Raw genomic sequence first — 12798 nt, 5'->3', positions numbered from 1 at the left:
CAACCGATGGAGCATACCTGTGAACCACGACTACTCAGGCAACACGCAACTCTGGAATGAAGACCTGGCGCCCACCACGGCGGCGCAGCGCACCTGGCGCTGGTATCACTTCGCCGCGCTGTGGGTCGGAATGGTGATGTGCATTCCCGCCTACACCCTGTCGGCCAGCCTGATCGACAGCGGCATGTCCGGTTACCAGGCCGTGCTCACGGTATTTCTCGCCAACGCCATCGTACTCCTGCCCATGCTGCTGATCGGCCATGCGGGCACCAAGTACGGTATTCCGTATGCGGTGCTGGCGCGCGCCTCGTTCGGGACCATGGGCGCGCGCTTGCCCGCCCTGATGCGCGCCATCGTCGCCTGCGGCTGGTACGGCATCCAGACCTGGTTCGGCGGGCAGATGATCTACACCCTGATGGGCGTGCTGGCGGGCCATGAACTGGGCGGCGAGAAGATCGCGGGCCTGGGCATCAACGGCAGCCAGTTGCTGTGCTTTTTGGCTTTCTGGGCCATCCAGTTCTATTACATCCTGCATGGCATGGAATCGATCCGCAAGCTCGAAACCTATACGGCGCCGCTGAAAATCCTCATCTGCTTCGTGCTGCTGTACTGGGTGCACAGCAAGGCGGGCGGCGTGGCCAGCCTGCTGGACCAGCCATCGCAGTTCATCCCCGGCGGCAAAAAGGCGGGCCAGTTCTGGAGCGTCTTCTGGCCATCGCTGACGGCCATGGTGGGTTTCTGGGCCACGCTGGCATTGAACATTCCCGACTTCACGCGCTTCGCCAAGACGCAGCGCGACCAGGTGATCGGCCAGTCGATCGGCTTGCCCGTGCCGATGGGCCTCCTGGCCATGCTGGCCGTGATCGTCACGGCAGGTTCCGTCGTCATGTACGGCAAGGCCATCTGGGACCCCGTCGACCTGGCCAGCCGCATGACGGGCGCCGCCGTGCTGATCGCCCTGATCATCCTGCTGATCGACACGGTCAGCGTCAACCTGGCGGCCAACCTGGTGGGCCCGGCGTACGACTTTTCCTCGCTGGCGCCGAAGCAGGTTTCGTACAAGATGGGCGGCTACATCACGGCCTTCATCGCCATCGTCATGATGCCGTGGAAGGTGCTCGAGTCGACGCAGGGCTATATCTTCACGTGGCTGATCGGCTACTCGGCCCTGCTGGGGCCCATCGCCGGCATCCTCATCGTCGATTATTATTTTGTGCGCAAGACGCAGCTCGACGTCATGCAGCTGTACCGCGACGACGGCGTCTACTCGTATGGCAATGGCTGGAACATGGCGGCGTTGATCGCTTTTGTCATCGCCGTGCTGCCGAACATCCCGGGCTTTTTGAATGCGGCCTTTCCCACGGCGTTTCCCGGCGTGGCCGAAGGCTTCAAAACCATCTACACCTACGCCTGGTTCGTGGGCGTGGCCATCGCCGCCGTCGTGTACGGCGTCATGATGAAGGGCAAGGCCGTGGCGCACGTGCAGCAGGCGCCGCAGTCGTAATCACTGAAGGAGACAAGATGACTACACTGATACGTGGCGGTACCGTCGTCAACGCCGACCGCGCGTTTCGCGCCGATGTGCTGATCGAGGGTGACACGATTGCCGCCGTCGGCGAGAACCTGGCCGTACCGGCAGAGGCTACGGTGATCGACGCGGGCGGCCTGTACGTGATGCCGGGCGGGATCGACACGCACACGCACATGAACCTGCCCTTCATGGGCACGGTGACGTCCGACGATTTTTTCACGGGCACGGCGGCCGGACTGGCGGGCGGCACCACCACCATCATGGACTTCGTCATCCCGGCGCCGAAGCAATCCTTGATCGAGGCCTTTCACCAGTGGCGCGAGTGGTCGGCCAAGGCGGCCGGCGACTATACCTTCCACGTGGCGATCACCTGGTGGAGCGAGCAGGTACATGCAGAGATGGGCACCCTCGTGCGCGAGCATGGCGTGAACAGCTTCAAGCATTTCATGGCCTATAAAAACGCCATCATGGCCGACGATGAAACCCTGGTGAAAAGCTTTACCCGTTCGCTGGAGTTGGGCGCCCTTCCTACTGTGCATGCGGAAAATGGCGAGCTGGTTTTTCAACTGCAGCAAGCGTTGCTGAAAAAAGGCATCACCGGGCCACAGGCCCATCCGCTGTCGCGCCCTCCGGCCGTGGAAGCGGAGGCGGCCAACCGCGCCATCGCCATTGCCAACGTCCTCAATACCCCCGTGTACATCGTGCACGTCTCGTGCGCGGAGTCGCTCGACGCCATCACGCGGGCGCGCGCCAACGGCCAGCGCGTGTATGGCGAAGCGCTGGCGGGCCATCTGGTGATCGACGACAGCGTCTACCGGAGCGATGATTTCGACTACGTGGCCGGCCACGTCATGAGCCCGCCGTTTCGCGGCAAGCACCATCAATCGGCCCTGTGGCATGGTCTGCAAAGCGGCAACCTGCACACGACGGCCACCGACCACTGCACCTTCTGTGCCGAGCAGAAGGCGGCCGGCAAGGACGACTTTACGCGCATCCCGAACGGCTGCGGCGGCGTCGAGGAACGCATGGCCGTCGTGTGGGACGCTGGTGTCAATTCCGGCATGCTGACGCCTTCCGAATTCGTCAAGGTCAGTTCCACCAATGCGGCGCAGATCTTCAATATGTATCCGCGCAAGGGTGTCATCGCCGCGGGCAGCGACGCCGATATCGTGCTGTGGGACCCGCAGGGCACGCGCACCATTTCCGCCGCCACGCAGTTCGCCAAAGGGGGCTTCAACGTCTTCGAAGGGCGCACCGTGCGCGGCATCCCCAGCACCACGATTGCCGCCGGCAAGGTGGTGTTCCACCAGGGTGAACTGATGGCCGTCGAAGGGGCCGGGCGCTATATCGAGCGTCCCGCCTTTTCCGCCACCACCGCATAAGGAGTTGACGATGGATGCATTGCGTATCAATGGCGAACGCCTGTGGGCGGCCCTGATGGAACTGGCGCAGATCGGCGCGACAGCGAAGGGCGGCGTCAAGCGCCTGGCCCTGACGGACCTGGACAAGCAGGGACGCGACCTCGTGGTGGGCTGGGGGCGCGAAGCTGGCATGAGCATCACGATCGACCAGATCGGCAATGTCTTCATGCGCCGCGACGGCGTAGATAACACCTTGCCGCCCGTGATGACGGGCAGCCATATCGACACGCAACCGACGGGCGGCAAGTTCGATGGCAATTACGGCGTGCTGGCCGGCCTGGAAGTGGTGCGCACCCTGAACGATCTGAAGATCAAGACGCGGGCGCCCATCGAAGTGGCCTTCTGGACCAACGAGGAAGGCTCGCGCTTCGTGCCCGTGATGATGGGTTCCGGCGTATTTTGCGGCGCCTTTTCGCTCGAAACGGCGTATGCGGCCAAGGACACGGAAGGCAAAACCGTGGGCGAGGAGCTGGCGCGCATCGGATACAAGGGCGAGCAGGTGCCGGGCGACCATCCGATCGGCGCCTATTTTGAAACGCATATCGAGCAGGGCCCCGTGCTGGAAGATGCCGATAAAGTCATCGGCGTCGTGCCTGCCGTGATGGGCCTGTCGTGGTACGACTGCGTGGTGACGGGCATGGAAGCGCATGCGGGCCCCACGCCCATGGGCTTGCGCAAGGATGCGCTGCAGGTGGCCACCACCATCATGCAGGAAGTGGTGGCGATTGCCAACCGCTACCCGCCGTATGGGCGCGGCACCGTGGGTATGGTGCAGGTCTTCCCGAACAGCCGCAACGTGATCCCCGGCGAGGTCAAATTCAGCATCGACCTGCGCAACGTGAACGACGAGCTGCTCAACACCATGCATGGCGAGATCACGGCCTTCATCGAGGCCACGCGCGACAGGACGGGCCTGGGCATTTCACTGGAAAGGGTGTCCTACTACCCGCCATGCCCATTTCACCCCGACTGCGTGGGCGCCGTGCGCAACGCCACGGAAAAACTCGGCTACTCGGTGATGGACGTGGTCTCCGGCGCCGGCCACGACGCCATCTACGCGGCCCGGCTGGCGCCGGCCGGCATGATCTTCGTGCCATGCAAGGACGGCATCAGCCACAATGAAATCGAGGACGCCAAGCCCGAACACCTGGAAGCGGGCTGCAACGTGCTGCTGCACGCGATGCTGGAGCGGGCCGTGGCGGTGTAACCTTATGGCTTCGGCTGGAAGGCACGCAAAAACGCCAGCAGCGCGTGCGCCGCGATGTCGGCGTCGTCCGCCGTCATGGTTTCCAGCGGGTTGTGGCTGATGCCGCCATTGCCGCAGCGGGTAAACAGCATGGCCACGTCGGTGATGGCGGCCATGGCCATGGCGTCGTGACCGGCGCCCGACAGCAGCGCATACGGTTCGATGCCGACCGATTCCACGGCCTGCGCCAGCTGCGCCATCAGCCACGGTGCGCACGGCGCCGCACGCGCCGACAGCAGCAGTTCCAGCTGGTAGTCGATCTGGCGCCGCGCGCAGATGGCGGCGATGCCATCCAAAATGTCGTCAACGGCTGCCTGGCGCACGGCATCGCTGGCGGCGCGGATATCGAGCGACAGGGTGCAGGCGCCCGCGATCACGTTGACGGAGCCGTTGGGCACGTGCAGCTGGCCCACGGTGCCCACCAGCGCTTCGCCCTGGCTGCAGCGCTGTTCCACCAGCAGGATGATTTCGGCGGCAGCACTGGCCGCGTCCTTGCGCATGGTCATGGGCGTGGTGCCCGCGTGGCTGGCCACGCCGCCAAGATTGACCAGGTAGCGCGAGCTGCCGGCAATCGCCGTGACGATCCCCAGCGGCAGGTCGCGCTCGAGCAGCACGGGTCCTTGCTCGATATGCACTTCCACATAGCCGAGCAAGCCGGCGGGATCGCGCGCGACGGCGCCGATGGCGCCCGCCTCGTGGCCGGCGGCGGCCAGCGCGTCGCACATGCTCACGCCGTCCGCATCGACTTGCTCCAGCAGCGACACGTCGAACTTGCCCGTGATGGCCGTGCTGCCCAAAAACGTGCTCTTGAAGCGCACGCCTTCTTCTTCGGCAAAGCCGACGACCTCGAAATGAAACGGCAGTTTTTCGCCCCGTTCATGCAGGTGGCGCACGACGGTGATCGGCAGCACGATGCCCAGCCGGCCGTCGTACTTGCCGCCATTGCGCACCGTGTCGTAATGCGATCCCGTCATCAGGGTCTTCGCGCCGGGGATATCGGACAGATAGCGGCCGACGACATTGCCGACGGCGTCGATGTGCACCTGCATGCCGGCGTCCCGCATCCAGTCGCCCAGCTGCGCGGCCGTTTTCTGGTGCGCCGGCGTCAGGTAAGCGCAGGTCAGGTTGTAATCGCTGTCGCTCCAGCCGGCCAGGGTTTCCGCCTGCTGCATGATGGCCGGGCCGAACTCCAGGCGCACGTCGAACAGCTCGTTCAGGCGCAGCTCGGCGATGCGCTTGATCTGCCGCAGCGATTCGGCCAGTTCGTCGGCGCGGCGGTTTTTCAGGCGCCGCGCAAACGTGGCGATGATGTCCTGGCGCGTCAAGCCTTCGCCTGTCGGGCCCTTGACGGCCAGGATGAAGGGAAAGCCGAACTTGGCGTTGTAGTCGGTGTTCAGGCGCTGCAGGGTGGCGAATTCGTCGGCGCTGCACAGGTTCAGGCCGGACTTGGCCTGTTCGCGTGTCGATTCCGCCGTCAGCTGCCCGGCGATGGCGGCCTTGCCGGCCAGCTCCGGGTGGGCGCGTATCAGCCCCAGCTGCTCTTCGGGCGAGGCTTGCGCCAGCACCCGCTGCAGTTCCGTCTTGAGTGCCGTCAGGCTGGCAAACGGCCGGGCGGCGGCCGCGCGCTGGGCGATCCAGGACGAATGTTCGTAGATGCCGTGCAGGTGCGCGATAAAATCGGCCTGGCTGCCGGCGTTCAGGTCTGAAAGGGTGGTCATGGTTTTCCGATCATGCAAGCGGTGATGATAGCGCCCCGTTCTGCGTCCATTATATGCGCGCGCTGATAGCGGCTATCGCTGGACCAGCGCCTTGGCCGCCGCGCTGACCTGGTCGCGCAGCCATTTGTGCTCGGGCGCCTGGTGTACGCGTTGGTGCCACAGCTGGTAAAAGCGCATGGGCGGGAATTTCAGTGGCACAGTGTACGTTTTCAGCGGCAGGGTCTTTTCATAGAAGCGCATGAATTGCCGGCCCGTGGTCAGTACCAGGTCCGTCTGCGTCAGCATGTAGGGAATCAGCCCGAAATACGCGGATTCCACCACCACGTTGCGCTGCAGGTTTTGCCGTTCGAGGAAGGAATCGATGACGCCGTGGTAGCCGGGCATCATCTGCGACGGCGCCACATGGGGCAGGCTCAGATAATCGTCGAGGGTCATGGCGTCGCTGGCCGTGCGCCGCGCATAGGCGTTTTCCGCATGCATGGCGCAGATGATGGGGTCTTCGAACAGCTTCGAGATATGCAGGTGCGCGGGCGGCTCGTCCCAGTTGGCGATGACCAGGTCCAGGCCACCATCGGACAGCTGGCGGATATGGTCGATGCCCGGCCCCAGGCTATGCAGCACGACGCGGCTTTTCGGCGAACCGCGGCGCAGCAGAGCCACCACGTTGGGCAGGAACTGGCTGTCCAGGTAGTCGGGTGCGGCGATATGGAAGGTGCGCGCCTCTTCCTGCGCCACGAACGGCGTCTTCTTGACGAACAGGCTTTCCGTCTGGTCGAGGATGCGCTTGGCCGGATTGAGCAGGCTTTCGCCATGCTGGGTCGGCACCATGCCGCGCGCGCCGCGCACGAGCAGCGGGTCGCCCGTCAATTCTCTAAGCTTGCGCAGGGAGGCGGAAATCGAGGGCTGCGGCTGATTGAGCTTCAATGCCACGCGCGAGACATTCTTTTCCACCAGCAGCAGGTAGAGGATGCGGATCAGGTGCAGGTCGAGGTGTTGCGGCAGGCTGGACATGTGGCGGCGGCTCTGTTGTATATCGATTTGAATATGTCAAATATACGATATTTTTCATATGATGGGCGGTAAATCCGTTTATCTTGTGTAGATTGGCACGAATATTGGTTCGGTCTGACTAGAGGAAATTTATGGAAGTATTTGCCTACCTGATCCCGTACGGCCTTGAGTGGCTGAACCTGATCGTCCGCTGGCTGCACGTCATCACGGGGATCGCCTGGATCGGTGCTTCCTTTTATTTCGTCTGGCTCGACAACTCGATCCGCCCGCCCGCGCCCGGCTCCGAGCTGGCGAAGAAGGGCGTCTCGGGAGAATTGTGGGCCGTGCATGGCGGCGGCTTCTACAACCCGCAAAAATACCTGGTGGCGCCGGCCGAACTGCCGAAGGAGCTGCACTGGTTCAAGTGGGAAGCGTATTCCACGTGGCTGTCCGGCTTTGCGCTGCTGACGATTGCCTACTACTTCAATGCCCAGGCCATGATGATCGACAAGGCCGTGGCGGACATCTCCAGCGGCCAGGCCGTCGGCATCGGCATCGCCACCCTCGTCATCGGCTGGACCGTGTACGATTTGCTGTGCCGTTCCCCGCTGGCCAAACATGAACTGTGGTTCGGCGTGACCGTGTTCGCGCTGATCGTCGGCGCCGCCTACGTGCTCACGCATTTGCTCAGCGGGCGCGCCGCCTACATCCACGTGGGCGCCATGATCGGCACCATCATGGTGGCCAATGTGCTGATGCTGATTATTCCCGGCCAGCGCAAGATGGTCGAAGCCATGGCGGCCGGCAAACTGCCCGATCCCAAGCACGGCTTGAAGGCCAAGCAGCGCAGCGTGCATAACAATTACTTTACCTTGCCTGTGCTGTTCATCATGATCAGCAACCACTACGCGATGACTTACCGGAACGACCACGCGTGGCTGGTGCTGGCGCTGATCATGGCGGCTGGCGTCTTCATCCGCCACTTCTTCAACCTGCGCCACAAGGGACGTGTCGAGTGGCGTTATCCGGCTCTCGGCGTTGCCCTGTTGCTGGCAGTGGCCGTCGCCATTGCACCCAATGCACCCGTGGCCGTGGCGGCCGCGCCGGCGGTGGACCCTGCCGCGCAGTTCAAGAGCGTGCATGCCATCATCGCCCAGCGTTGCGCCACCTGCCATTCGGCCCAGCCCACGCAGCCCGGCTTCGCCACGGCGCCAGCCGGCATGATGCTGGATAATGAAACTGAAATACGCCAGCACGCGGCGCAAATCTACAAGCAGGCCGTCGAGCTGAAAGCCATGCCGATCGGGAACCTGACGAATATGACGGAGGCCGAGCGCAGCGAGCTTGGCGCCTGGCTGCAACAGACCATGCAAGGAGCAAAATGACTACGCAAGCAGAAAAAATCACGGCCTGGATCGACGAACACTTCGACGAGGAAGTCGCATTTTTACAGAAGGTGGTGCAGCAGCCGACGGATACGCCGCCCGGTAATAACGCGCCCCATGCGGACCTGGTGGCGCAGCTGCTGCAGGCGTATGGCTGGAACGCGGAAAAGCACGCCGTGCCGGCGGACCAGGTCGAGGCGTATGGCATGCAGAGCATCACCAACCTGATCGTGCGCCGCCCCTATGCGGCGGGCGGTCCGACCGTGGCCCTGAATGCGCATGGCGACGTGGTGCCGCCCGGCGACAACTGGACGTATCCGCCGTACGGCGGGCAGATCGACGGCGGCTATATCTATGGCCGTGCGACGGCCGTGTCGAAAGGCGATTTCGCCACCTATGTGTTTGCCGCGCGCGCGCTCGAAGCCTTGGGCGTTCCGCTCAAAGGCCAGCTGGAACTGCATTTTACGTACGACGAGGAATTCGGCGGTTTGCTGGGGCCGGGCTGGCTGCTGGAACAGCAGCTGACGAAACCCGATTTCGTCATCGCCGCCGGTTTCAGCTACGGCATCGTTACGGCGCACAACGCCTGCCTGCAGCTGGAAATCACCGTGCACGGCAAGTCGGGCCACGGCTCGATGCCTGAGACGGGGCACGACGCGCTGCAGGCGGCCAACAAGATCCTCAACGCGATCTATGGACAGTTGCCGGAGCTGAAAAAGATCAAGTCCAAGGTCGCCGGCATCGATTCGCCCACCATGCTCGTGGGCCGTATCGATGGCGGCACGAACACCAATGTGGTGCCAGGCAAGGTCGTCATGAAGATGGACCGCCGCATGATTCCGGAAGAAGACCCGGTGGCGGTGGAAGCGCAGGTGCGCGCGCTGATCGAGGACGCCGTGCGCGGCGAGCCGGGCATCCGTATCGAGATCCGCCGCCTGCTGCTGTCGCACGCGCTGCGGCCCTTGTCCGGTTCCGAACAGCTCGTCGGCAGCCTGCAGAAAAACGCGCAAGCGATTCTGGGCGAGACCATTCCCGCCGTCGGCACGCCCCTGTATGCGGATGCGCGCCTGTATGGCGAGCGTGGCATCCCGGCCGTGCTGTATGGCGCCGGCCCGCGCACGGTGCCCGAGTCGAACGCGAAGAAGGCCGACGAACGTCTGGCGCTCGATGATTTGCGCAAGGCCAGCAAGATCGTCGCCCTGACTTTGCTCGACTTCCTGGGCGAGAAATAGAACGGGGCGCTTTGGCTTACAATGGGGCGGACACTCAACCTGTGAAGAAGAGCTCCATTGAATACCCGTTTTCTCGAAGCGTTTGTCTGGGCTGCGCGGCTGGGCAGCTTTCGCACGGCAGCCGACAAGCTGCACATCACGCAGGCGGCCATCTCGAACCGCATCGCCTCGCTGGAGCAGGACTTCGGCACGCGTCTGTTCGACCGCGACGCGCGTGAAATCCGCCTGACTTTCGCCGGGCGCAACCTGCTCGTGTACGCCGAACGCATGCTGGAGCTGTGCCGCGACATGTATGCGGCCAATTCCTCGCCCGCGCTGATCACGGGCGAAGTGCGTATCGGCGTCATCGAAACCATCGTGCATACGTGGCTGATCCCGTTCCTGCAGCGCGTGCAGGAGCGCTATCCTGGCATCGAGATTCAACTGACGTCGGAATCGACGCGCCGCCTGCACGAACAGCTGCAGCAGGGCGAGCTCGATATCGCGCTGCAGACGGACATGCTGACGGGCGACCATATCCGCAGCACGGGCAGCGGCGCCATCGCCATGGGCTGGGCCGGCAGGGCCGCCGACTGGCCCGACACGGGCGTGCCGTTCACGGTGGCGCAACTGGCGCAGCATCCGATCATCACCATGAACCGCGGCTCGCAGCCGCATTCCGCTTTAAAGGCGCTGTGCCAGGACGAGGGTGTGCAGCTGGGACGGGTCCATTGCGTCAGCTCGATCTCCGCCATCGTGCGCCTGGTCAAAGCGGGCTTCGGCATCGCCGTGCTGCCGCTGGCGCCCCTGCGCGAGGAAATCGAGCAGGGCCACATCGCCCTGATTCCCTGCGCCAGCAGCCTGGCGCCGCAGCGCATCGTCATCAGCTACAGCGAAGACATCACCACGGAAGCGATCCAGCTGGTGGCCATGCTGGCGTGCGAGGAGGCGGCACGGTTTACCCTGGGCCTGGGCGAGGAGTATGGCGCAGGGTGACGTCGGCTTACGCTGACCGCGTAGGTCGGATTAGCGCCATGCGCGTAATCCGACAACATTGTTGGCCCGTCCCCCGCGCCACCCACAAGAAAAACTTATCAGTCGCGTTCAGAATAACCCGTTTGCCAAGTGTTGGCGTGCCCCCTATTCTGGGTTGGCATACCACCCATAACGCAGAACGGAACCATCATGACGACGTCCCCCACCTTGCCAGGCATCCTGTTTGTCTGGACCAGCGCCGACCCGGAGCACGAACGCGATTTCAATCGCTGGTACGATCGCGAACACGTGGAAGAGCGCGTGCGCATTCCCGGCTTCGTCAGCGGCACGCGCTACCAGAGCGTGCGCGGCCCGCGCAAATACCTGGGCCTGTACCGCACCATGTCGCTGGGCGCCTTCCAGACGCCCGACTACTTCAAGGCCTTCGGCCAGCAGACGCCATGGTCGCTGACGAACTTGCAGCGCATGGTCGACCCGATGCGCCGTGTATGTGCCATCGAGGCGGAAACGGGCATGGGCACGGGCGCCTGGCTGGCCGTGCTGCGTCTGGGCGCGCCAGCCATCGGCCAGGACGCGCAAGCCGTGGACGCCATGGCCACGCTGGGAACGAAGCTGCTGCAGATCGACGGCGTCATTGCCACGCGTCTGCTGACTCCGGACGCGAATCTGTCCGGCCCTCTGCCGGCGGAACGGACGGAGGGTCGCGTGCTCGATCCGATTTTCCTGATCGACGCATCGTCCGAAAGCGCCGTCATGGCGGCCGCCAATGCCGCCAGCGCGGCGCTGGGACTCGATGCGGAACAGGCGGCCATCCTGCAGTTGTCCTGGCAATTGCGCGAGGCGGACCTGCGCGCTGCCTGACACGGCCGCGCGCATCTTGCCGGCACCGATAACACGAGACACGGGCCACGGCGCAGGGCAAAGCATCCTGCGCCGGGCCTGCAATAAAACTGACAAGAGAGGTAGGCTATGACCACATATACGAACGCTGCGCATCCGGCAGCCCAGGCACCGGGCGAGAAGGCCACGACGGCCAAGACGGGCCGCCTGGCCACGGCCAGCATGGTCGGCACGACCCTGGAATGGTATGACTTCACCGTCTACAACACCATGGCCGCGCTGATCTTCAACCACCTGTTCTTCCCTTCATTCGACCCGTTGACGGGCACCATCCTGGCCTTTTCCACATATGCCGTCGGCTACATCTCGCGCCCCATTGGCGGCGTGATCTTCGGCCATTTGGGCGACAAGCTGGGACGGCGCTGGGTGCTGGTGGTGACCCTGATGCTGATGGGCGTGACGACGGGCTTGATGGGCCTCTTGCCGACTTACGCGACGGCCGGCATCTGGAGCCCCGTTCTGCTGGTGGCGCTGCGCTTCGTGCAGGGCATCGCGCTCGGTGGCGAATGGGCGGGCGCCGTGCTGATTTCCGTCGAACACGGGGCGCCGGACAAGCGGGGACGCAACGCCTCGTGGACACAGGTGGGACCGTCGTTCGGCACCTTGCTGGCCACCGGCTGCATCGGCCTGATCACCTACCTGCTGCCGCATGAAGCATTCATGGACTGGGGCTGGCGCATGCCGTTCATCGCCAGCCTGCTGCTGGTGGCGTTCGGCATGTGGATACGCAGCGGCATCGAGGAAACCCCGCTGTTCAAGGAACTCGACCAGCAGGATGCGAAGGCGGAAGCGCCGATCGGCGACGTGCTGCGCGTGTACTGGCGCCGTTTGCTGATCGCCGGCGGCGTGCGTATCGGCTCGGACGTGCTGTATGCGCTGGTGGTGGTGTTCACCCTGACGTATGTGACGACGGTGCTGCACTTGTCGTCGACCCTGGCGCTCACGGCCATCATGGTCGGCACGGCGTGCAATGCGCTGGCGGTGCCCGTCTTTGGCGCGCTGTCGGACAAGATTGGCCGCCGCCCCGTGTATGCGCTGGGCGCCATCCTGGGCCTCGTGTGGGCGTTTGCCTTCTTCACCTTGTTAGACACGGCCAGCCCGGCCGCCATCGTCACGGCCGTCGTCGTGGGCCTGGTCATCCACGCCATCATGTACGGCCCGCAAGCGGCCTTCGTCATCGAACAGTTCCCCACCAAGGTGCGCTACGCGGGTTCCTCGCTGGCCTACACCCTGGCCGGCGTCATCGGCGGCGGCTTCGCACCGCTCGTCATCGCCAGCCTGTACCGTTCGTACAACAGCACCGTGGCCGTCTCGCTGTACGTGGCGGCGGCCTTGCTGATCACCGGCGCCGCCGTTTTTGCGGCGCGCGAAACGGGCCGCGGCCCCCTTGAGGAATAACA

The 12798-nt window shown here is 64.1% G+C and carries 10 protein-coding genes; 8 read left to right on the top strand and 2 right to left on the bottom strand.

The genetic code is table 11. The features are described from left to right. The first annotated feature begins 19 nt into the window (after window positions 1-19). From ACQ4WO_RS23775 to ACQ4WO_RS23765, 3 genes are read left to right on the top strand one after another with little or no spacing between them, the layout of a single operon-like run. Window positions 20-1504 (top strand): NCS1 family nucleobase:cation symporter-1, encoded by a 1485-nt coding sequence (locus ACQ4WO_RS23775; protein WP_436483489.1) that lies wholly within the window; start codon window positions 20-22, stop codon window positions 1502-1504. Window positions 1505-1521: 17 nt separating this feature from the next. After that, on the top strand, window positions 1522-2913 hold the full coding sequence (hydA, locus tag ACQ4WO_RS23770) for a dihydropyrimidinase (protein ID WP_436483488.1): 1392 nt from the start codon (window positions 1522-1524) through the stop codon (window positions 2911-2913). Window positions 2914-2923: 10 nt separating this feature from the next. Next, window positions 2924-4159, top strand: coding sequence for a Zn-dependent hydrolase (locus ACQ4WO_RS23765; protein WP_436483487.1), 1236 nt, complete (start codon window positions 2924-2926; stop codon window positions 4157-4159). Between the two features lie 2 nt (window positions 4160-4161). Here ACQ4WO_RS23765 and ACQ4WO_RS23760 read toward each other — a convergent pair whose 3' ends face one another. Beyond that, a complete protein-coding gene (locus ACQ4WO_RS23760; protein ID WP_436483486.1) occupies window positions 4162-5916 on the bottom strand; it encodes an allantoate amidohydrolase in 1755 nt (584 codons plus the stop codon). Between the two features lie 72 nt (window positions 5917-5988). Continuing rightward, on the bottom strand, window positions 5989-6927 hold the full coding sequence (locus tag ACQ4WO_RS23755) for a LysR family transcriptional regulator (RefSeq protein WP_034754583.1): 939 nt from the start codon (window positions 6925-6927) through the stop codon (window positions 5989-5991). A gap of 131 nt (window positions 6928-7058) precedes the next feature. Between ACQ4WO_RS23755 and ACQ4WO_RS23750 the strand changes: the two genes are divergently transcribed. From ACQ4WO_RS23750 to ACQ4WO_RS23730, 5 genes are all read left to right on the top strand, one after another. Then, a complete protein-coding gene (locus tag ACQ4WO_RS23750) occupies window positions 7059-8291 on the top strand; it encodes a urate hydroxylase PuuD (RefSeq protein ID WP_436483485.1) in 1233 nt (410 codons plus the stop codon). Then, complete coding sequence (locus ACQ4WO_RS23745) at window positions 8288-9523, top strand: M20/M25/M40 family metallo-hydrolase (protein WP_436483484.1); 1236 nt, start codon at window positions 8288-8290, stop codon at window positions 9521-9523. Before ACQ4WO_RS23750 ends, ACQ4WO_RS23745 begins: the two co-directional genes overlap by 4 nt. Before the next feature lie 57 nt (window positions 9524-9580). Continuing rightward, window positions 9581-10498: a LysR family transcriptional regulator gene (locus ACQ4WO_RS23740; protein WP_436483483.1), complete on the top strand. Its 918-nt coding sequence runs from the start codon at window positions 9581-9583 to the stop codon at window positions 10496-10498. Between the two features lie 189 nt (window positions 10499-10687). After that, on the top strand, window positions 10688-11359 hold the full coding sequence (locus ACQ4WO_RS23735; protein ID WP_436483482.1) for a hypothetical protein: 672 nt from the start codon (window positions 10688-10690) through the stop codon (window positions 11357-11359). 108 nt (window positions 11360-11467) lie between these two features. After that, window positions 11468-12796 (top strand): MFS transporter, encoded by a 1329-nt coding sequence (locus tag ACQ4WO_RS23730; protein WP_436483481.1) that lies wholly within the window; start codon window positions 11468-11470, stop codon window positions 12794-12796. Window positions 12797-12798 lie beyond the last annotated feature (2 nt).

Origin of the sequence: Janthinobacterium aestuarii (assembly GCF_051380835.1) — a bacterium.
Classification (GTDB): domain Bacteria; phylum Pseudomonadota; class Gammaproteobacteria; order Burkholderiales; family Burkholderiaceae_D; genus Janthinobacterium; species Janthinobacterium aestuarii.
This window is presented reverse-complemented; position numbering and strand designations above follow the sequence as displayed.

Coding starts and splice junctions, on each gene's coding strand:
- hydA (WP_436483488.1), top strand. CDS start 1,522: ATGACTACACTGATACGTGGCGGTACCGTCGTCAACGCCGACCGCGCG.
- ACQ4WO_RS23765 (WP_436483487.1), top strand. CDS start 2,924: ATGGATGCATTGCGTATCAATGGCGAACGCCTGTGGGCGGCCCTGATG.
- ACQ4WO_RS23760 (WP_436483486.1), bottom strand. CDS start 5,916: ATGACCACCCTTTCAGACCTGAACGCCGGCAGCCAGGCCGATTTTATC.
- ACQ4WO_RS23755 (WP_034754583.1), bottom strand. CDS start 6,927: ATGTCCAGCCTGCCGCAACACCTCGACCTGCACCTGATCCGCATCCTC.
- ACQ4WO_RS23750 (WP_436483485.1), top strand. CDS start 7,059: ATGGAAGTATTTGCCTACCTGATCCCGTACGGCCTTGAGTGGCTGAAC.
- ACQ4WO_RS23745 (WP_436483484.1), top strand. CDS start 8,288: ATGACTACGCAAGCAGAAAAAATCACGGCCTGGATCGACGAACACTTC.
- ACQ4WO_RS23735 (WP_436483482.1), top strand. CDS start 10,688: ATGACGACGTCCCCCACCTTGCCAGGCATCCTGTTTGTCTGGACCAGC.
- ACQ4WO_RS23730 (WP_436483481.1), top strand. CDS start 11,468: ATGACCACATATACGAACGCTGCGCATCCGGCAGCCCAGGCACCGGGC.